The sequence below is a fragment of the Mesorhizobium sp. B2-5-7 genome, from assembly GCF_006440875.1.
In the GTDB taxonomy this organism is placed as follows: Bacteria; Pseudomonadota; Alphaproteobacteria; order Rhizobiales; family Rhizobiaceae; genus Mesorhizobium; species Mesorhizobium australicum.
In genome coordinates, this window is sequence record NZ_VFUO01000002.1 from 81722 (window position 1) to 101104 (window position 19383).

The window sequence follows — 19383 nt, forward strand, 5'->3', positions numbered from 1 at the left end:
TACGCACATGAGCGCACCGCGCACCCTCTACGACAAGATTTTCGACGACCATGTCGTCGACCGCCAGGACGACGGCACCTGCCTGCTCTACATCGACCGCCACCTCGTCCATGAGGTGACCAGCCCACAGGCCTTCGAAGGCCTGCGCATGAGCGGCCGGAAAGTCCGTCATCCGGAAAAGACGCTGGCCGTGGTCGACCACAACGTCTCGACCTCGCCCGAGCGCAAGTTCGGCATCAAGAACGAGGAAAGCCGCATCCAGGTCGAAGCGCTGGCCAGGAACGCCAGGGATTTCGGCGTCGAATATTATTCGGAGAACGATATCCGCCAGGGCATCGTCCACATCATCGGCCCCGAGCAGGGCTTTACCTTGCCCGGCATGACCATCGTCTGCGGCGACAGCCACACTTCGACGCACGGTGCCTTCGGCGCGCTGGCGCATGGCATCGGCACGTCCGAGGTCGAGCATGTGCTGGCGACGCAAACGCTGATCCAGCGCAAGGCCAAGAACATGCTGGTGCGCGTCGATGGCGTGCTGCCGGAAGGGGTCACCGCCAAGGACATCATCCTTGCCATCATCGGCGAGATCGGCACCGCCGGCGGCACCGGCTATGTCATCGAATATGCCGGCGAGGCGATCCGTGCGCTGTCGATGGAAGGCCGCATGACGATCTGCAACATGTCGATCGAGGGCGGCGCGCGCGCCGGCCTGATCGCGGCCGACGAGACCACCTTCGCCTATGTCAAGGACAAGCCGCGCGCGCCGAAGGGCGCTGCCTGGGACGCGGCGCTCGAATACTGGAAGACGCTGCAGACCGACGAAGGCGCGCATTTCGACAAGATGATCGTGCTCGACGCGGCCAAGCTGCCGCCGATCGTCTCCTGGGGCTCCTCGCCCGAGGATGTCGTCTCCGTGCAAGGCATCGTGCCGAACCCGGAAGACATCATCGACGAGAACAAGCGCACCTCCAAGCTGCGCGCGCTCGACTATATGGGCCTGACGCCGGGGACGAAGATCACCGACATCACGCTCGACCGCGTCTTCATCGGCTCCTGCACCAACGGCCGCATCGAGGATCTGCGCGCCGTCGCCAAGGTGGTCGAGGGCAAGACAGTCAGCCCGCATGTCGATGCCATGATCGTGCCGGGCTCCGGGCTGGTCAAGGAGCAGGCCGAAGCCGAGGGGCTGGACAAGATCTTCCGCGCCGCCGGGTTCGACTGGCGCGAGCCGGGCTGTTCGATGTGCCTGGCCATGAACGACGACCGGCTGAAGCCGCATGAGCGCTGCGCCTCGACCTCGAACCGCAATTTCGAGGGCCGCCAGGGCTTCAAGGGTCGCACCCACCTGGTGTCGCCGGCCATGGCGGCGGCGGCGGCGATTGCCGGCCACTTCGTCGACATTCGCGACTGGAAATAAGCCACGCTGGGGTTGACCCGAGCCTTTGCAGGGCTCGGGTCAAGCCTTCCTGTCGCGCCGTATGAGTTCGTGGAATTCCTCGCGGCGCCCAGGTTCGTCCGCCGCGACCACGAGCGCCAGCTGCTCTTCGTCAAAGAGCTTGAACCACTCGTCCCATTCGACAAGCTCATAGCCGCCGGCGTTGACGGGCCGTTCCGGCTGGTCCTGGTCCTGATAGGCGTGCTGGCCGAAGACCAGCCTAAGCATGGGCTGCGTCCCAGCCTCTGGCGATATGTCGACGATGGCGGGAAAGCCGGCACGCCCGGCAGCCCATGAACGGATTGCATCGTGGTCGGTCAATATGATCGTGTCGGCCATGGCCTGCTCCTGGATTGTGAGTTCAGGAACGCTTCCGACAGCACCGGGTTCCCGCAAACATACGGCGCCGACAGCCCAGGCTTAACGGCTTGTTTGGGCTTGCCCTCTAAGGTCTTCCGCGACGTCAGCAGAGGGGAAGTCACAGTCCTTTGGACACCGGCCTGTTCATAGCGTTGCTCAATCCGACGATCGCGCTGGCGCTCGGCGCGGCCTTCCTCATGCTGTGGTTCCATCAGCGCCATCGCCCCTATCTGGCGGTGCTGGCGCTCAGCTACTGCGTCTCGGCGCCCGGCTTCCTGTTCCAATATTTCACCTTGCCCATCGGTGTGACGCTGACCAAGCTGGTGTCGAACATCTGCTTCACCATCGCTGCCTGCTGCCTGTCCGGCGCCATTATCGCCCGCTACGGCCGGAAGGTGCCCGGCGTGGGGATCGCCGTGCTGGCGGGCGGCGGCCTTGCGGCATTCGCGTGGTTCCTGTTCGTCACCCCGGATCTCACCTGGCGCATCCTGGCGATGAATTTCGGTTTCGGCGGCGTCAGCCTGCTCGTCGCCGCCGAACTGCGCCCGGTGCGCAACAATGGTCCGACGGAAAAGATCCTGTTCGTGCTGTCGCTGCTGTCCAGCGTCAATTTCTTCGTGCGCACCCTGGCGGTCGTCATCGCGCACGGGCCCTTCGCCGGCTATGACGGCTTCTACGGCTCGTCCTACTGGACGACGGCGCTGCTGTCGCACGCGCTGCTGTCGCTGCTGATCGCGCTTTGCCTCTTCACCGCCGCCGCGCTCGACGTGATGAAGGCGCTGAAGACGGAAACCCACACCGATCCGCTTTCGGGGCTGCTCAACCGCCGGGGTTTCGAGGAGCGGGCCGCCATGCTGCTGCAGCGTTGCGCCGTGGCCAAATTCCCGGTGGCGCTGGTGCTGGCGGACCTCGACCATTTCAAGGCGCTCAACGATATGCACGGGCATGCCGCCGGCGACCGCGTGATCGCGGATTTCGCCGGGAAGCTGCGCTCGGCCACGGGAGCGCGAGGTGCCGCGGGGCGCATCGGCGGCGAGGAATTCGCCGTGCTTTTGCCGCTGACCGATCTCGCCGCGGCGCGGCTCTTCGCCGAGGCGGTGCGCACACTCTATTCGGCCGGCGGCGTCGACGGGCTTCCCGCCGGCACCAAGGTTACCGCCAGCTTCGGCGTGGCGGCCCGCAGCGGCGACGAGACGCTGGAACCGTTGATGCGACGGGCCGACGAGGCGCTTTACAAGGCTAAGAAAAATGGTCGCAACAGCGTGCGCCTCTCCTACGAGCGACCGGAGACGGTGTTCGTGCCTGAGCCGCTCAGGGCCAGCTGACCGCCGCGTCCGCGCTTCGCGTTAACGTCTTTTTCGCCCGTCGATGTTTAGCTGTCGGAGGGGGTTTGAGGATAGATGAGCGGCGCCAACTTCATCCTGTTGATCAATCTGGCGGTTGCCAGCCTGCTGGCGGTATCCTTCATGGCTGTCTCGTTCCATGATGCCGGCCGCGCGCCGGCGCGCTGGATGGCGTCCGCTTATGTCCTGGGCGTGGTCTATTCAGCGATCGAATTCAGCATTCCGGCCTTCAACGATGCGCGGCTTCCTGTGGTTACGGCCTTTGCCGTTTTCCTCGGCGCCACCATTGCCTTCAACGGCGGACTTGCCCGCAAATATGGCGTGGCGCCGCCATGGACGCCGATGCTGTTCTTCCTGGCCGCAACCACCATCGCGGTCTATTTCGTGCAGGATCTGCCGCGCCAGTCGCTCACCCGCATCATGGCCTACCAGCTTCCCTACGCCGCCATGCAGTTCGTTGGCCTTGGCATCGTCTGGGCGTCTAGGCAAAGCCGCGGTCGCCTCGATCTGATCCTGATGGCGGTGCTGGCGGCCAGCGGCCTGCAGTTTGCCTCAAAGCCGTTCATCGCGCATGCGCTCGGCGGCTGGGGCGCCAATCCGCAGGCCTATCTGCAAAGCAGCTACGCGCTGGTGTCGCAGTCGCTGGGCACTGTCTTTGCCCTGGCACTGGCGCTGCTGACGCTGGGCATTCTCGTTCGCGATGTGCTTGCCGAAGTGACGTCGAAGTCGGAGGTGGACACGCTGTCGGGCCTGCTCAACCGTGGCGGCTTCACGCGTCATGCGGAGCTGGCCGTACACGACGCCACGCGCCTGGGCGTGCCGGTGGCGATGGTCATTGCCGATCTCGATCATTTCAAGTCCGTCAACGACAGCTTCGGCCATGCCTCCGGCGACCGGGTGATCGAGGCCTTTGCCGGCCTGCTGCGAGAAGCGGCCGAGGGCCATCACGTGGTTGGCCGCATCGGTGGCGAGGAGTTCGCCGTTATCCTGACAGGCGCCAACCTTGCAGCCGCCCGGCTGTTCGCGGAAGGCACCCGCCACGCGTTCGGCGCATTGCCCATCAGCAGGTTGCCGGCCGACAGCCGCTGCACGTCGAGCTTCGGCATTGCCGAGCTCCACGTGAGCGAGGGGTTTTCCGACCTGATGCGGCGCGCGGATGAAGCGCTCTACCTGGCAAAGAATGCCGGGCGCGACTGCGTGCGTGTCTCCACCGGGCCGGCCGATGGGCTGGCCGTGTTCAAAATCGGCCAGGCCCGCATCAACGGCAGGGGCTGAGCTCAGGCATTTCGCCGTGGGACAGGCCGTACATATAGGAGCGGCCCTTGACGAACACCGGCGGGCGATAGCAGTCGCCTTCACCCGATATGTCGTCGGATTCGTTCTGGTAGATCACCTTGGGCTGGCCGGCGCTGGTGTAGTCGGACAATTGCCTGGCCAGCTTGCCTTCGCCGACGATGATGCGCTTGTAGCCGGCTGCGCTGTCGATGACGAGATTGCCGAACGAATCGGCGTAGACGCGGTCATGATGGCGCAAGCCGGCCTCGGCCGGCGCGGCCACCGTGACGGCAAGCGCTGCCAGCGTGAGGCCCGCGAGGCTTGTCCGCACTGATTTGGCCCGCGCTGATTTAGAACCCACTGATTTAGCCCGCACTGATCTAGAACGCATGTCGCTCTCCCTTTGTCGGCGCGAGAGAGATCGCGCCCCGATCTGGTCCGAATCGGAAATTAACCCTTTCTTAACCTTTGTTAAGGGGAGGAGCGGCCCGACGGCCGTTTCTTAATGAAGATGGTTAATTTCGCGGTCGCCGCCGATGTCCCCAATGGATCGACATGGCCGGTCTAATCCGGGGTGAACTTGATCTTGGCGCGCCGCGTGGCTAGCGTGCCCGGCCATGAGGGGGCAGCACATGATGTTTGACCGAACGCTTCGGATGTCGTTCGCTATTCCGCTGCTTCTCGCGGCCGGCGCCTGTGTGCCGGAGGACGGCGCGCCCAAGGCCGCCAACACAGCGACACCCGTGGTGGCGCCTGCTGCTCCCGTCCAGCAACAGTCCGCGCGACCGGCGACCAAGATCACCACCGACCTCACCGCCCCACGCTTCACCACGGGCACGGCCACCTACAGATGCGGCAATGGCGGCATGATCACCATTCAGAATCTCGGCACGTCGCTGCGCGTGGTCGGCCAGGAAGGCGCCACCGAGGAGTTCGCGGCGTCACCGGCAAACCAGAGCAGCCGCTACCAGGCGATCACGCATGACGCAATCGTGATCGACGGACGCGAGGCGCTGGTGATGAAGAAGGGATCGACGCCGCAGACCTGCACCCGGTGAGCCAAATCTCGACACGGCCGCGCCCCTGGCGAGACATGCTGCACTGCAGCGATATCAAGCCGGCTTCGGCCGTTCGCCCGCTAATCGATTGAAGCCGCATCCGGGCTTTTAGTCAGACTAAATTACGTTTTCGAAACGGTTTTCTGGCTTTGACGCGGTGCAAAAAGAGCATTAGAAACCGGCTGTCCGAAGTCGCAACCGGAAGCGGCATTGCCGCATTTCCACCTGAGGCGGCAGACGCCGGAATGGGGCAGCCATGAGCAAATCACCAGCCACCCAAGCCAGACGCGAAAGGCCGCTTTCGCCGCACCTGAGCGTGTACCGGCCGCCGATCACCATGACGATGTCGATTATCCATCGCATCACCGGGGGCGCGCTTTACTTCGGCACGCTGCTGGTTGCCGTCTGGCTGATGGCGGCGGCATCCTCGCAGCCGGCTTTCGATTGGGTGAACTGGGCCTTCGGCACCTGGCTCGGGCGGCTGATCCTGTTCGGCTATACCTGGGCGCTGATGCATCACATGCTGGGCGGTGTCCGCCATCTGATCTGGGACACCGGCGCCGGGCTTGAAAAACACACGGCCTCGAAGATCGCCTGGGCGACGCTTGCCGGCTCGGTTCTGCTCACGCTGCTGATCTGGGTCGCCGGCACCATGGCGCGGGGAGCCTTGTGATGAGTGCGAAGAACACCGACATGCGCACCCCGCTGGCCAGGGTGCGCGGCCTGGGCTCTGCCCGCGAAGGCACCGGGCATTTCTGGCGCCAGCGATTGACGGCGATCGCCAACATCCCGCTGATCCTGTTTTTCACCGGGTTCCTGATCGCGCTCAACGGCGCCGGCTATGCGCAGGTGCGGGCAGCGCTCGCCAACCCGTTCGTGGCGCTGGTGATGGCCCTGGTGCTCATCTCGCCGCTCTATCATATGCGGATCGGCATGCAGGTGATCATCGAGGACTATGTGCATGGCGAAGGCATGAAGCTGGCGCTGATCGCCCTCAACACATTCTTCACCATAGCAGTCGGCGTCGCTTCGCTCTTCGCCCTGCTGAAACTGGCATTCGGAGGCTGAAGTCTTGGCCCAGGACACGAAATCAGCCAACGCGGCAGGCTACACCTTTGTCGATCACAAGTTCGACGTGGTCGTCGTCGGCGCCGGCGGCGCCGGGCTGCGCGCCACGCTTGGCATGGCCGAACAGGGCCTGCGCACCGCCTGCATCACCAAGGTGTTCCCGACCCGCTCGCACACGGTTGCCGCACAAGGCGGCATCGCCGCGTCGCTGTCCAACATGGGCCCGGATTCCTGGCAGTGGCACATGTACGACACCGTCAAGGGCTCGGACTGGCTGGGCGACGTCGACGCCATGGAATATCTGGTGCGCGAAGCCCCGGCCGCCGTTTACGAACTCGAACATTACGGCGTGCCGTTCTCGCGCACCGAAGAGGGCAAGATCTACCAGCGGCCGTTCGGCGGCCACATGATGAACTATGGCGACGGGCCGCCGGTGCAGCGCACCTGTGCGGCCGCCGACCGCACCGGCCATGCCATCCTGCACACGCTCTACGGCCAGTCGCTCAAGAACAACGCGCAGTTCTTCATCGAGTATTTCGCGCTCGATCTGATCATGGAACCGGACGGCACCTGCACCGGCGTCGTGGCGTGGAATCTGGACGACGGCACCATCCACCGCTTCTCGGCCAAGATGGTGGTGCTGGCGACCGGCGGCTATGGGCGCGCCTATTTTTCGGCGACCTCGGCGCACACCTGCACCGGCGACGGTGGCGGCATGGCGGCGCGGGCGGGGTTCCCGTTGCAGGACATGGAGTTCGTGCAGTTTCACCCGACCGGTATCTATGGCGCCGGCTGCCTGATTACAGAGGGCGCGCGCGGCGAGGGCGGCTATCTCGTCAACTCCGAGGGCGAACGCTTCATGGAGCGCTACGCACCGTCGGCCAAGGACCTCGCCTCGCGCGATGTCGTCTCGCGCTGCATGACGCTGGAAATTCGCGAAGGCCGCGGCGTCGGCAAGGCCAAGGACCACATCTTCCTGCACCTCGATCATCTCGATCCGGCGGTCTTGCACGAAAGGCTTCCAGGCATTTCGGAGTCGGCGAAAATCTTCGCCGGCGTCGACCTGACCAAGGAGCCGATCCCGGTGCTGCCGACGGTGCACTACAATATGGGCGGCGTGCCGACCAATTATTGGGGCGAGGTGCTCAATCCAACTGCGGACAACCCCGACCGGGTCTCGCCCGGCCTGATGGCGGTCGGCGAGGCCGGTTGCGCTTCCGTGCACGGCGCCAACCGGCTTGGCTCGAACTCGCTGATCGACCTGGTGGTGTTCGGCCGCGCCGCGGCGATCCGCGCCGGCCAGGTCATCGACCGCAAGGCGGCGATCCCGTCGCCCAACAAGGCTTCGGTCGACAAGATCATGGATCGCTTCGACCGGCTCCGCCACGCCAACGGCTCGACGCCGACGGCTGTCCTTCGTGAAAAGATGCAAAAGGCGATGCAGGAAGATGCCGCCGTGTTCCGCACGCAGGAATCGCTCGAAAACGGCTGCAAGCGTATTTCGGAAATCTGGACCGAGCTCAAGGATGTCAAAGTCTTCGACCGCTCGATGATCTGGAACTCGGACCTGGTCGAGACTCTGGAACTGGAAAACCTGATGGCCAACGCCATCACCACCGTCTACGGCGCCGAGGCGCGCAAGGAGAGCCGAGGCGCGCATGCCCGGGAGGATTTTTCCGCCCGCGACGACGCCAACTGGCGCAAGCATACGCTCGCCCATCTCAGCGAGGACGGCGCGGTGACGCTGACCTATCGGCCGGTGCACACCGAGCCGCTTTTGGCCGAAAAGGACGGCGGCATCAGTCTGGCCAAGATAGCGCCGAAGGCCAGGGTGTACTGAGGATGGCGACGGCGGCGGGATATTCCGGTACGTCCCTTCCGGTCAAGCTCGGCCTGAAGGATGGGATGATTGCCGCCTTCATCGCCCTGCCGCCGGACCTCGCGGACCTCGCCGAGGCCGTCGATTTCGCCGAGGTCGACCGGCTGGCCGAATGGTCCGACATTTCGGGCGTGGTGTTGAAATACGACGCCGTCCACGCCTTCACCAGACAGCGCGCCGAGATCGAGGAGCGCCTCGGCGCACTCGAGGCGGCGATCAAGCGCGACGGCATGGTCTGGGTCTCCTGGCCAAAGAAGGCCTCGAAAGTGGCCACCGACGTCACCGAGGGCGTTGTCCGTGCTGAAGCGCTCAAGCTCGACCTTGTCGACGTCAAGGTCGCCGCCGTGAACGAAATCTGGTCCGGGCTGAAGCTCGTCATCCGAAAGGACCTGAGGTAATGGTCGAACTCACGCTCCCAAAGAACTCGAAGGTCCAGCAGGGCAAGACCTGGCCGAAGCCGGAGGGTGCCACCAATCTCAGGGAATACCGCATCTATCGCTGGTCGCCGGACGACGACGAGAACCCGCGCATGGACACCTACTTCGTCGATATGGACGATTGCGGGCCGATGGTGCTCGACGCGTTGCTGTGGATCAAGAACAAGATCGACCCGACGCTGACCTTGCGCCGCTCCTGCCGCGAAGGCATTTGCGGTTCCTGCGCCATGAACATCGACGGTTCGAACACGCTCGCCTGCACCAAGGGCTGCGACGGCATATCGGGCGCGGTCAAGATTTATCCGCTGCCGCATATGCCCGTGATCAAGGACCTGGTGCCCGATCTTACCAATTTCTACGCCCAGCACGCCTCGATCGAGCCATGGCTGAAGACGGTGTCGCCAACGCCGGCCAAGGAATGGCTGCAGAGCCACGAGGAGCGCGAAAAGCTCGACGGGCTTTACGAGTGCATATTGTGCGCCTGCTGCTCGACCTCGTGCCCGAGCTACTGGTGGAACGGCGACCGCTATCTCGGCCCGGCGACGCTGCTGCAGGCCTATCGCTGGCTGATCGACAGCCGCGACGAGGCCAAGGGGGAACGGCTCGACAATCTCGAAGACCCGTTCCGGCTCTATCGCTGCCACACCATCATGAACTGCGCGCAGACCTGCCCGAAGGGGCTCAATCCCGCGAAGGCGATCGCCGAGATCAAGAAGATGATGGTGGAGAGAAGGGTTTAGGTTCGGCGGAGGACAAGCCGGCCGGCTGATCGAGAATCGGTACTCGCCTGAAATACACGGCGGCCATCCTCACCAACAATGCGCTGAGATCAAGGATCCCTCAGCGCCGTCGAAGCGGCTACCAGGCGCCACGGCACGGCCTGGATATGTGGCGCGCCCATCATTGTTTTCATACACGTTGCTTGCCCAAAACCGAGGTGATTTTCGGGACGACTTACATTAGAGAAACCTCATTAATCAGCTGTCATCTATACACTATGACGTGACGTTACCTTAGTATAGCGTTAAGAGATTCTCGATAGATACTTCGGAAGTCGTCGCTCGAGTACAGAGTATGAGTGGATTTCCTGCGGTTCGTTACTGGCCAATAGGACCGTTGGTTAGCGCCGCGACGGTGGGATCGCTCACCTGGCTCACCTCGCAGGTCTATTTTCAGGAGAAGAGGCTGATCCTGGTCGTCGGCCTAGTGGCTTTGATCGCGCTTGTCTTGCTGGATCGCCTCCAGGGGGCAAGGACGGATCAGCCAGGAAGCGGGTGGTTCAGAGCCTATTTATCGCTCGTTCCGTGCTTTTTCTTCCTTGTCTATGTCTACCTCGAAAATGTTTTCGGCTATTTCGATTGGGCAGCGATGTTCATGCATGTCGACGCCGGAGTTCTCACCCCCAGTGTTGATGAATACTGGAAGCACGATCCTGATCATTGCCGCCGGTCTTTTCGGTCTTGGCGCACTGAAGGCGCGCGGCACGCTGACAAGAGGATTGGACGTTGCCTTGATGGCATTCTTCCTGGCGGCAAACCCGATGCTGACACGTCCGATCGCGGCAGCGATCCATCCCAACCCGCTGCATGATTTCCTGTCCAAGCAGTTCGTCGATGTCACTTCTTTGACAAAGCCGGCTGAAACAGCGTCGGCGACCGCCGCGCCAAAGAACCTCATTCATATTTTCATTGAGAGCGCCGAGCGCACCTACATGAACGAGGCGGAGTTCGGCGACGTCATGGGTCCGCTGCTCGAATTCGACAGGCGTGGCGTTTCGGCGACCAACATGGTGCAACTTGCCTATACCAACAACTCCATCTCAGGGATGGTCGCTGCGAACTGTGGAACGCCGCTGCTGATATCGTTCTTCACGACGCGCCAGTACCTGGAGGAGAATTCGCAATTCCTGCCAGGACTGACCTGCCTGGGCGACGTTCTGAAGGCGCGGGGCTATCAGCAGAACTTTATTACCGGTTGGCCGCTCAACTTCACCGGTCAGGGCACATTCTATTCCACCCATGGCTACTCATCGCTTTTTGGGGGATCCGAAGTGGTGGCCGCCATCGCGGGGCGCGGCAACGCTTTTGGCGCCGACGACGCCGAAGTTCTGGATATGAGCTTCGGCGTCTTGCGCCGAGTGCAGCGGGACGGCAAACCGTTCTCGCTCACGATCGCCGTCAGCGGCGGGCATGCGATGGACGGCTACCTGACCGACAAATGCATCGGCAAGACGGGACTTCCTCCGCAGACCCCCAACATTCTCCATGCCGTGAAATGCACGAACATGCTCATCGCGGACTTCATTCACAAAGCCGAAGCCGCGGGTCTGATGAGGAACACTGTCCTGGCCTTGCAAAGCGACCACCTCAGCGCGCCGAGCACGGTAACGGATCGCTTGAACAATTATGAACGCCGCAACTTCTTCTCGCTGTCGGGCGATGGCATTCCTTCCAAAACCTATACCGGGCTTGCGGGCACGATTGACATATTTCCCACCATTCTTGACGCGCTGGGGGTGCCGCTCTCGAATGACCAGGCTGCCCTTGGCGTTTCGCTGCTTGGGGATCGACCGACGCTGAGCCGGGCACTTGGACAGGACCAGTTCGATGACGCTATCTATGCCGAGGATGTGCTCGTCAGGTCATTCTGGCAGTTGAAACCGACACGGACCGCCGTGGCGTCCGAGGCTGAGTCGCGTTAATGCGCGCCTGCGTTTGTTCGCCGCTAGATAGCGCCTACCTGGCCGAGGCCTCAACCCGATCAAGGCGATCGCCGAGACAAGAGTTCTGCTCTGTCGCGCTTCTCGGATGTCTGTCAAAATCATGCTGTCCAAGAATCGGTAGAAAATAACCAATCCAATGAGCGAAGACCTTCCCATCCTCTCTCCCGCCGAAGCCCGCGTGCTCGGCTGCCTGATCGAGAAGAAGGAGCTGACGCCGGACGTCTATCCGCTGACGCTCAACGCGGCACTTGCCGCGGCCAACCAGAAGACGGCGCGCGAGCCTGTCATGGCGCTGGAACAGACGGAGGTGCACAGGGCGCTGAAGCTGCTTGAGCAGAAGGGACTTGTGCGGCAGATGTTCGGTTCGCGCGTCGAGCGCTACGAACATCAGATGGCGCAGCGTTTCTCGCTGACCACGCCGCAGACCGCGTTGCTCGGTCTGCTCTTGCTGCGCGGACCACAGACGGCACATGAACTCCTGGCGCGAGCTGAGCGCATGGCGCGGTTTTCATCGATCGAAGACCTGCGCGGGGAACTCGACATGCTGATCGGCCGCCGGCCGCCATTGGTCCAGGAAATCCCACGCGGGCCGGGCCAGCGCGAGGACCGCTACGTGCATCTGCTCGCCGGTCCGGTGGATGCTGCCGCCCTCTCGGCTCAGCGCAGTGCGCCGGCCGCGCCTGCCTCCGATCTGGAAGCGAGGTTGGAGGCGCTGGAGCAGGAAGTCGCGGCCCTTCGCGCCCGGCTTGATGCGCTGGGCGGTTGAGGCCGCCAATCCGAGACCCCACGAGAGTCCCTTGAGGGGAGATTGGATGCTGCGACCACTTTCGCCAATCTCCGATGCAGAAACGCCGGCCCTGGAGCCGGCGTTTGTCACTTCAGGCCAAGCCCTTCAGCCAAGCCTGGCGTCGAGCGAAACCTTGATCGCGCCGAGCGCCTGAGAGACCGGGCATTCGGCCTTGGCCTTCTCGGCCAATTCCTTGAACTTCGCCGCATCGATGCCGGGCACCTTGCCGACCAGGGTGATGGCGCTGCCGGTGATGCCGGTGCCGGGAACCAGCGTGACCACGGCCTTGGCGTCGAGTTCTTGCGCCGGCGTGCCGTTTTCGGCGAGGAAATGCGACAGCTGCATGGCGTAGCAGCCGGCATGGGCGGCCGCGATCAGTTCTTCCGGATTGGTGCCGGATTTGCCGCTTTCGTCCTCGAAGCGCGCCTTGAACGAATAGGGCGTACCCTTCAGGGTCCCGCTCTGCGTGTCGAGCGTGCCCTTGCCGTCTTTCAAATTGCCTTTCCAGACGGCGTTTGCGGTGCGGTCCATGAAGTCCTCCTGGGTTGTCGTGAACTTGTCCTGGGTGAGCCAGCGTCCGGCCAACTATAGCGCGGACGTCGGCGAAGACCACTGCGCTGTTTGGACCACGGCACGATGACGGCCCTTTCCGCCGAAAAAATACCCACGCAAAAATGTCGGCTTCCATCCGGGCCGGCCGTCCTGCGGGAGGCCACGGGATTTGTGGCCCGATGGAGGTTGACATGGACAATCTGTTTTTCGCGCTGTGGAAGAGGCCAGGCCGCGGGCCTGGGCGACAGGAGGACTTCTGGCTGGACCCGCCGGCGTCCGGCCTTGGCAGGCTGCTGGCGGCGCTTGCCATCATCACGGTCGCGGCATGCCTTCTCGACCATGCGTCAACGGCCGCGGGCAAGGCTGACATGGCTGTCGCCGCAGCCTATGGTTTTTCAAAAGAAGGGAGCTCGAAATGAAATATGTCTGCCTGGTCTATGGTGAGGAAAAAGAGCTCCATGCCATGACCGCCGAGGGTGCCGCCAAGCTCGATGCCGACTCGCTGGCCTATGACAGGTCATTGGATCAACAAGGCAAGCTGATCATCGCGCAGGCACTGCAATCGGTGAAGACGTCGAAGACCGTACGGCGGCGCAAGGGCAAGCAGCTGATCACCGACGGCCCGTTCGCGGAAACGAAGGAGCAGTTGCTCGGTTTCGTCATGATCGAAGCGAAGGATCTCGACGAGGCGCTGGACATCGCCGGCGAGATTCCGCTGGCCGAAATCGGTACGATCGAAGTGCGCGCGATCTACAACGTGCCGGGGTCATAATTCCCTGTCATGCGTTGCGCTCCCTTATAAACCTGGGCGTTCGGTTGAGCGAAGGTCCTGCCCTTGCCGGGGCTCAATTCTTGCGTGTTGAAGCAAGCCACGAGTTCTCCTATCGTCGCCCAAGACTTTGGGGGATTTGGACATGCCTTTCCTGATTGCTGTCCTTGGCGTGCTCGGAGCGGCGGCATTGTGGTGGTACCGGATGAAGGCGATGAACGACGCCGCGCGCGAGGTCGCCGAAGTCGTCGGGCGCGTTCAAGGCAACATCCGGCGCAAGAAGCTGCGCAAGCAGGCCGCACTTTCGCCGCTGACGGCGATCGATGATCCGGTGGTGGCGGCAGCGACGCTGATCACCGCGATCGTTTCGGAAGACGGCCCTGTTCTGCCGCGGCGCGAGGCCGTCATTCGCGAGGTGATTTCGCAGATCGCAGCCGGGCCGAAGAAGACCGACGAGGCGGTTGTCTATGCCAAGTGGGCCGCGACGCAGATAGACGACACCACCATCGTCATCGACAAGCTGGCGCCCTTCCTGCGCGAACGCCTCGACCCGAACGAACGGGACGATCTCTTGCAAATGCTGAACCGGGTGGCTCAGGGCGGAGAGCAGAGCCTGAAGATACCCGACCAGCGCATGCTGCGGCTGCGCCAGAAGCTTGGTTTTGAAGTGAACTGAGATCGCCGGCCTCGGCGATCGGCGCGAAACTCCCGCTGCATCCTCATCCCATGGCGGAGCAAGGAGCGATGCGACGCGGCGCAGCCCACAGGCCGCGACGTCAAGTCAGCGAGACGATCAGATCGCCTCGCCCTTCAGCAGGCGCGGCGTGCCCGCGGATAGTCCCGATGCCTGGCGGATGAAGAACTCCTTCAGCCGCGGCATACGCTCGACGAGACCGAGGCCGATGTCGCGGACGGTGCGCAGCGGGGTGATGTCGTTGGAAAACAGCCGGTTCAGCACATCGGTCGTGATGCCCATCTGCACCGTGTCGAAACGGCGCCATTGCTGATAGCGTTCCAGCACGTCGAGCGCGCCGATGTCCTGGCCGAGCCGGTCGGCCTCGACGATCACCTCGGCAAGGGCGGCCACATCCTTGAAGCCGAGATTGAGCCCCTGGCCGGCGATCGGATGGATGCCGTGGGCGGCATCGCCGGCAAGCGCGATGCGCGGTGCCACGAAGGCGCGCGCGATGGTGAGACCAAGCGGCCAGGCGCGCGGCTTGTCGGCGACGCGGATTTCTCCAAGTTTCAGCCCAAAACGTTGTTCAAGTTCGTGTTCGAAGACGAGATCGTCGCCTTCGACGAGCGTTTTCGCATCTTCCGCCCGTTCGACCCAGACGATCGAAGAGCGGTTGGTGCCGTCCTCGTCGGGTATCAGCGGCAGCGTGGCGAACGGGCCGGCGGGCAGAAAATGCTCTTCGGCGCGGCCGTTGTGCGGGCGTTCATGGGCCACGGTGCAGACGATGCCGGACTGACCGTATTCCCACTTGACCGTCTTGATGCCGGCCATGTCGCGCAGTTTCGAATTGACGCCATCGGCGGCAACCAGCAACCGCGCCGCCAACGTGGCGCCGTCCGCCAGATGCACTGACATGCCGGCTCCATTTGTCTCAAAACCTTGCACCGCCACGCCTTCGATGATGTCGATGCCGAGCTGTTCGGCTTTGGCCCGCAAGGCGCCGTTCAACGCCCTGTTGGCGACCATATGCGCGAAAGGCTCACCTGGCGCCACCTCGCCGCCGAAGGTCAGGAAGACCGGGCGCACCGGATCGGCGCTGCGTGAATCGGTGATGATCATCTCAGTGATCGCCTGCGCCTTCGGCGCGATCTCGGCCCAGACGCCGAGCTGGTCGAGCATGCGGCAGGCCGCCGCGGCGATGGCGGAAGCGCGGCCATCCCTTTGCCAGGAACCGGCGGGCGCCGCGTCGACCAGCGCCACGGCGAGGCCCGGGCGAGCCTGTTTCAGCGAGACCGCGGCGGCCAGGCCGACATAGCCGGCACCCGCGACGAGAACATCGATCCCGGATCTGGCCTTGGCGTCCGCCTTGCGTTCCATTGTCTTGGCTCCTTGCGCGCCTACGGGGCTTGCGCCCTTGACGGCTCGTTCTTCCTGTCGGAAACCGCCATAGCAATTTTGCGGCGAGGTCACAAAACATGACGGCGGCGATCGACGAGCTTCTGCGCATTCTCGACCTCGAGAAGCTGGAACACAATCTGTATCGTGGTCGCAGCCCCCAGGTGGAGTGGCAGCGCGTGTTCGGCGGCCAGACCATCGCGCAGGCGCTGGTGGCGGCGCAGCGAACGGTGGAGCCCGACCGTTTCGTGCATTCGCTGCATGGCTATTTCATGCGCCCGGGCGACATCAAGGTGCCGATCATCTACGAGGTCGATCGCATCCGCGACGGCGGTTCCTTCACCACGCGGAGGGTGCTGGCAATCCAGCACGGACAGGCGATCTTTTCGCTGGAAGCCTCGTTCCAGGTCGACGAGAAGGGGCTCGAGCACCAGTTCGCGCTACCTGACGACGTGCCGCCGCCGGAAGGGCTGAAGACGCAGCGCCAGCTGCTCGAAACGGCCGACCGGGTGCCGGAGGCGGTTCGCCGTTTCTGGGCGCGCGAGCGGCCGCTGGAGTTGCGGCCGGTCAACCTCCAGCACTATGAAAGCCGCGACAAGCTGCCGCCCCGGCAGAACGTCTGGATCCGCCTTGCCGGGCCGGTTCCCGACGACCGCGCGCTGCAGTCGGTGCTGCTCGCCTACCTCTCCGATATGACGCTGCTCGACACCTCGACCTTCGCCCATGGGCGCGGCCTGTTCGATCCCGACATCCAGGCCGCCAGCCTCGACCATTCGATGTGGTTCCATCGGTCGCATTCGCTCGACGGCTGGCTGCTTTATGCGCAGGACAGCCCCTCGAGTTCGGGATCGCGCGGTTTCAGCCGCGGCACGCTCTATGCCCGTGACGGCACGCTGATCGCCTCGATGGCACAGGAAGGGTTGATCCGGCTCAAGCGTTGAGCATTCGCGAGTCTTGTTTGAGCAAGATTCTTTGCGAAAGCCGATTCCATTTTTCCTGATCATGCTCAAAGCCGGCAAATTAGGCAATTTCACAAAATTGCTTAAATTTTGAGCATGCGGCATGCCGCACATGCATACAGCAATTGGCGGCGGGCGCTCCATTCCCTTTGTTTCCAATAGGTTAACGCCCTGCTTCGGCACTTGGCACGGAGCTTGAATCCTTGGGGGCACTCTCCGGCTCTTTGGGATCGGTGAAGTCGTGCAAACGCGGGGCACCGCAACAGCAAAGGGTGAACCTATGAAAATCGTGATGGCAATCATCAAGCCGTTCAAGCTGGACGAGGTACGCGAAGCGCTTACCGCCGTCGGCATCCAGGGCCTGACCGTCACCGAAGTCAAAGGCTACGGGCGTCAGAAGGGGCATACGGAAATCTATCGGGGGGCGGAATACGCGGTCTCTTTCCTGCCGAAGATCAAGATCGAGGTCGCGGTCGCGGCCGACATGGTCGACAAGGCCGTCGAAGCCATCACAGCCGCTGCCAAGACCGGCCAGATCGGCGACGGCAAGATCTTCGTTTTCGGCATCGACCAGGCGGTGCGCATCCGCACCGGCGAAACAGACAGCGACGCGCTCTGAGCGGCGAACACGTATTCCAATGGAGAGTTCAATGAATATTCCTTCCACTTTGAAGACGACGGGACGGGCGGCCCTTCTGGGCACGCTCGCTCTCGCAGCGCTGGGCAGCGTCGCCGCCTTCGCGCAGGAAGCCGCACCCGCTGCCGCTGCCGCGGCACCTGCCGCCGCGCCCACCCCGGTGCTCGATACCGGCAACACCGCCTGGATGCTGACCTCCACGGCGCTGGTGCTGATGATGACCATCCCGGGCCTGGCGCTGTTCTACGGCGGCATGGTGCGCAAGAAGAACGTGCTCGCCACCGTCATGCAGAGCTTCGCCATCACCTGCCTGGTGACGGTGCTATGGTTCATGTTCGGCTATTCGCTGGCCTTTTCCGACGGCGGCGGCATGAATGCCTATCTCGGCGGCACCTCGAAATTCTTCCACCACGGCATCACCACCGCCAGCCTGTGGCTGCCGGGTGTGGCCAACATCCCTGAATTCGTCTTCTCGATGTTTCAGATGACCTTCGCCATCATCACGCCGGCGCTGATTGCCGGCGCCTTCGCCGAACGCTTCAAGTTCTCGGCACTGCTGATCTTCATGGCACTGTGGCTGCTGATCGTCTATGTGCCGATCGCGCATTGGGTCTGGGGTGGCGGCTTCCTCGGTACGGCTGGCGTGCTCGACTTCGCCGGCGGCACGGTCGTTCACATCAATGCCGGTGTCGCGGGCCTCGTCTGTGCACTGGTTCTCGGCAAGCGCGAAGGCTACGGCACCACCAACATGGCGCCGCACAACCTCGTCTATTCGGTCATCGGCGCATCGCTGCTGTGGGTCGGCTGGTTCGGCTTCAACGCCGGTTCGGAACTGGCGGCCGACGGCCTTGCCGGTGCCGCCATGCTCAACACCCAGGTTGCCACCGCCGCCGCGGCGCTGGCCTGGATGTTCGCCGAATGGATCATCGCCAAGAAGCCTTCCGTGCTCGGCATCATCTCGGGCGCCGTCGCGGGCCTCGTCGCGGTGACGCCGGCTTCCGGTTTCGTCAACCCGACCGGCGCCTTCATCGTCGGCATCGTCGCCGGCGTCGTCTGCTACCTCTCGGCGGTCAAGGTGAAGCACATGTTCGGCTATGACGACTCGCTCGATGCCTTCGGCGTGCATGGCGTCGGCGGCGTGGTCGGCGCCCTGCTGACCGGCGTGCTTGCCGACCCGGCGATCAACAGCCTCTCGTCGGGCGCTTCTCTCGGCAAGCAGATCTACGGTGTCGCCGTCACCATTGTCTGGACGGCGGTTGCCACCTTCGTCATCCTCTACGTCGTCAAGGCGCTGGTCGGCCTGCGTCCGACGACCCAGGAAGAAGTCGAAGGCCTCGACATCTCCCAGCATGGCGAAGTGGTGCCGTAAGGCATCCTTGCCAACGGGCCGGCGGAACCCTCCTCCCGCCGGCCCCATGTTTGCCGCGCAATTCCGGAGGGAAAACCGCGAAGCCCTTCTGCTGGAATTGCTTTGAAAGCATCCCGTCGTGATGCTCCCGCAAGGAGGTCACGCCTTGAGGCCCGGATCGCTCCGGGCCTCTTTTTTTGCAAATTCGTTCTCGCTTCGTCCGAGTCCGCGCAATCACGTTCGCGTGAAGAAGCTTTTCGAGGAAACATCGACCGCTCTGTCGCCGAACTCAGGAGGCGATCGTCGTTCTGACGCTCGTGATTTTGAAACAGGGAAGGAATTTTCTCATGAACCTCAAGAATATCTGCCTCGGGGCACTCGCACTTTCCATGGTCAGCGGCTTTGCATTTGCCGGCGCACTGGACGAGCCGGACAACATGGCGCCGTTCTTCACCGATTCCAGCATGAAGACCATGAAGCCGATGGAGGAATTCAAGGCGGCTTTCATGGCCATGCCGAAGGAGAAGCAGGACGCCATGATGAAGGAATGCCAGGACGCTGCGATGAGCAAGCCGCACGCCGAGTTCTGCGCCAATGTGAAGATGCTCGGCGGCGCCAGCAAGTAGCACGCTGCCCAGCCCAACGAATGGATGGCGGGCCAGGGCGCCCGCCATTTTTCTTAT

Annotated in this window: 22 protein-coding genes; 18 read left to right on the top strand and 4 right to left on the bottom strand. The window is 63.2% G+C overall.

Annotated elements, in window-relative coordinates:
- Positions 1 to 7: 7 nt before the first annotated feature.
- The gene (gene leuC / locus FJ543_RS07770) at positions 8 to 1417 is read left to right on the top strand and encodes a 3-isopropylmalate dehydratase large subunit (protein WP_140793890.1); all 1410 of its coding nucleotides are present in this window, start codon (positions 8 to 10) and stop codon (positions 1415 to 1417) included.
- 39 nt (positions 1418 to 1456) lie between these two features.
- On the opposite strand, the gene FJ543_RS07775 is transcribed toward leuC, so the two are convergent.
- Positions 1457 to 1774, bottom strand: a complete 318-nt coding sequence (locus tag FJ543_RS07775; RefSeq protein ID WP_140712277.1) for a hypothetical protein — start codon at positions 1772 to 1774, stop codon at positions 1457 to 1459.
- A 149-nt stretch (positions 1775 to 1923) separates the two neighbouring features.
- Here FJ543_RS07775 and FJ543_RS07780 point away from each other — a divergent pair, with 149 nt between their 5' ends.
- Positions 1924 to 3120, top strand: coding sequence for a GGDEF domain-containing protein (locus FJ543_RS07780; RefSeq protein WP_140874576.1), 1197 nt, complete (start codon positions 1924 to 1926; stop codon positions 3118 to 3120).
- 75 nt (positions 3121 to 3195) lie between these two features.
- On the top strand, positions 3196 to 4413 hold the full coding sequence (locus FJ543_RS07785; RefSeq protein ID WP_140874577.1) for a GGDEF domain-containing protein: 1218 nt from the start codon (positions 3196 to 3198) through the stop codon (positions 4411 to 4413).
- On the opposite strand, the gene FJ543_RS07790 is transcribed toward FJ543_RS07785, so the two are convergent.
- A complete protein-coding gene (locus tag FJ543_RS07790; protein WP_140874579.1) occupies positions 4397 to 4804 on the bottom strand; it encodes a hypothetical protein in 408 nt (135 codons plus the stop codon). The two genes, FJ543_RS07785 and FJ543_RS07790, sit on opposite strands and share 17 nt — an antisense overlap.
- Before the next feature lie 241 nt (positions 4805 to 5045).
- On the opposite strand from FJ543_RS07790, the gene FJ543_RS07795 reads away from it, so the two are divergent.
- From FJ543_RS07795 to FJ543_RS07830, 8 genes are all read left to right on the top strand, one after another.
- Positions 5046 to 5471: a hypothetical protein gene (locus FJ543_RS07795; RefSeq protein ID WP_181173940.1), complete on the top strand. Its 426-nt coding sequence runs from the start codon at positions 5046 to 5048 to the stop codon at positions 5469 to 5471.
- A gap of 256 nt (positions 5472 to 5727) precedes the next feature.
- Positions 5728 to 6144 (top strand): succinate dehydrogenase, cytochrome b556 subunit, encoded by a 417-nt coding sequence (gene sdhC, locus FJ543_RS07800; protein ID WP_140618350.1) that lies wholly within the window; start codon positions 5728 to 5730, stop codon positions 6142 to 6144.
- Entirely contained in the window at positions 6144 to 6539 is a 396-nt protein-coding gene (gene sdhD, locus FJ543_RS07805; RefSeq protein WP_023771889.1) for a succinate dehydrogenase, hydrophobic membrane anchor protein, read from the top strand. The genes sdhC and sdhD overlap by 1 nt, the downstream gene beginning before the upstream one ends.
- A gap of 4 nt (positions 6540 to 6543) precedes the next feature.
- Positions 6544 to 8379, top strand: coding sequence for a succinate dehydrogenase flavoprotein subunit (gene sdhA, locus FJ543_RS07810; RefSeq protein ID WP_140712281.1), 1836 nt, complete (start codon positions 6544 to 6546; stop codon positions 8377 to 8379).
- Positions 8380 to 8381: 2 nt separating this feature from the next.
- Complete coding sequence (locus FJ543_RS07815) at positions 8382 to 8816, top strand: DUF3052 domain-containing protein (protein WP_140874581.1); 435 nt, start codon at positions 8382 to 8384, stop codon at positions 8814 to 8816.
- A complete protein-coding gene (locus tag FJ543_RS07820) occupies positions 8816 to 9595 on the top strand; it encodes a succinate dehydrogenase iron-sulfur subunit (protein ID WP_140874583.1) in 780 nt (259 codons plus the stop codon). Before FJ543_RS07815 ends, FJ543_RS07820 begins: the two co-directional genes overlap by 1 nt.
- Positions 9596 to 10233: 638 nt before the next feature.
- A complete protein-coding gene (locus FJ543_RS07825; protein WP_246678826.1) occupies positions 10234 to 11556 on the top strand; it encodes an LTA synthase family protein in 1323 nt (440 codons plus the stop codon).
- Positions 11557 to 11713: 157 nt separating this feature from the next.
- Complete coding sequence (locus FJ543_RS07830; RefSeq protein ID WP_140874585.1) at positions 11714 to 12343, top strand: DUF480 domain-containing protein; 630 nt, start codon at positions 11714 to 11716, stop codon at positions 12341 to 12343.
- 126 nt (positions 12344 to 12469) lie between these two features.
- On the opposite strand, the gene FJ543_RS07835 is transcribed toward FJ543_RS07830, so the two are convergent.
- Entirely contained in the window at positions 12470 to 12895 is a 426-nt protein-coding gene (locus FJ543_RS07835; RefSeq protein ID WP_015315043.1) for an OsmC family protein, read from the bottom strand.
- A gap of 212 nt (positions 12896 to 13107) precedes the next feature.
- Here FJ543_RS07835 and FJ543_RS07840 point away from each other — a divergent pair, with 212 nt between their 5' ends.
- The 3 genes from FJ543_RS07840 (at position 13108) to FJ543_RS07850 (ending at position 14361) form a co-directional block, all read left to right on the top strand.
- Positions 13108 to 13335, top strand: coding sequence for a hypothetical protein (locus tag FJ543_RS07840; protein ID WP_140791388.1), 228 nt, complete (start codon positions 13108 to 13110; stop codon positions 13333 to 13335).
- Positions 13332 to 13688, top strand: coding sequence for a YciI family protein (locus FJ543_RS07845; protein ID WP_015315045.1), 357 nt, complete (start codon positions 13332 to 13334; stop codon positions 13686 to 13688). Before FJ543_RS07840 ends, FJ543_RS07845 begins: the two co-directional genes overlap by 4 nt.
- A gap of 142 nt (positions 13689 to 13830) precedes the next feature.
- Entirely contained in the window at positions 13831 to 14361 is a 531-nt protein-coding gene (locus tag FJ543_RS07850) for a hypothetical protein (RefSeq protein WP_015315046.1), read from the top strand.
- A gap of 117 nt (positions 14362 to 14478) precedes the next feature.
- On the opposite strand, the gene FJ543_RS07855 is transcribed toward FJ543_RS07850, so the two are convergent.
- A complete protein-coding gene (locus FJ543_RS07855) occupies positions 14479 to 15738 on the bottom strand; it encodes a ubiquinone biosynthesis hydroxylase (protein WP_140618363.1) in 1260 nt (419 codons plus the stop codon).
- Between the two features lie 98 nt (positions 15739 to 15836).
- Between FJ543_RS07855 and tesB the strand changes: the two genes are divergently transcribed.
- The 4 genes from tesB to FJ543_RS07875 all read left to right on the top strand — a co-directional run bounded on the left by tesB (position 15837) and on the right by FJ543_RS07875 (position 19326).
- Positions 15837 to 16697, top strand: a complete 861-nt coding sequence (tesB, locus tag FJ543_RS07860) for an acyl-CoA thioesterase II (RefSeq protein WP_140822799.1) — start codon at positions 15837 to 15839, stop codon at positions 16695 to 16697.
- 298 nt (positions 16698 to 16995) lie between these two features.
- Positions 16996 to 17334, top strand: coding sequence for a P-II family nitrogen regulator (locus tag FJ543_RS07865; protein ID WP_015315049.1), 339 nt, complete (start codon positions 16996 to 16998; stop codon positions 17332 to 17334).
- 31 nt (positions 17335 to 17365) lie between these two features.
- Positions 17366 to 18721, top strand: coding sequence for an ammonium transporter (locus FJ543_RS07870; protein WP_015315050.1), 1356 nt, complete (start codon positions 17366 to 17368; stop codon positions 18719 to 18721).
- Between the two features lie 326 nt (positions 18722 to 19047).
- Positions 19048 to 19326, top strand: a complete 279-nt coding sequence (locus FJ543_RS07875) for a hypothetical protein (protein ID WP_015315051.1) — start codon at positions 19048 to 19050, stop codon at positions 19324 to 19326.
- The last annotated feature ends 57 nt before the right edge of the window (positions 19327 to 19383 follow it).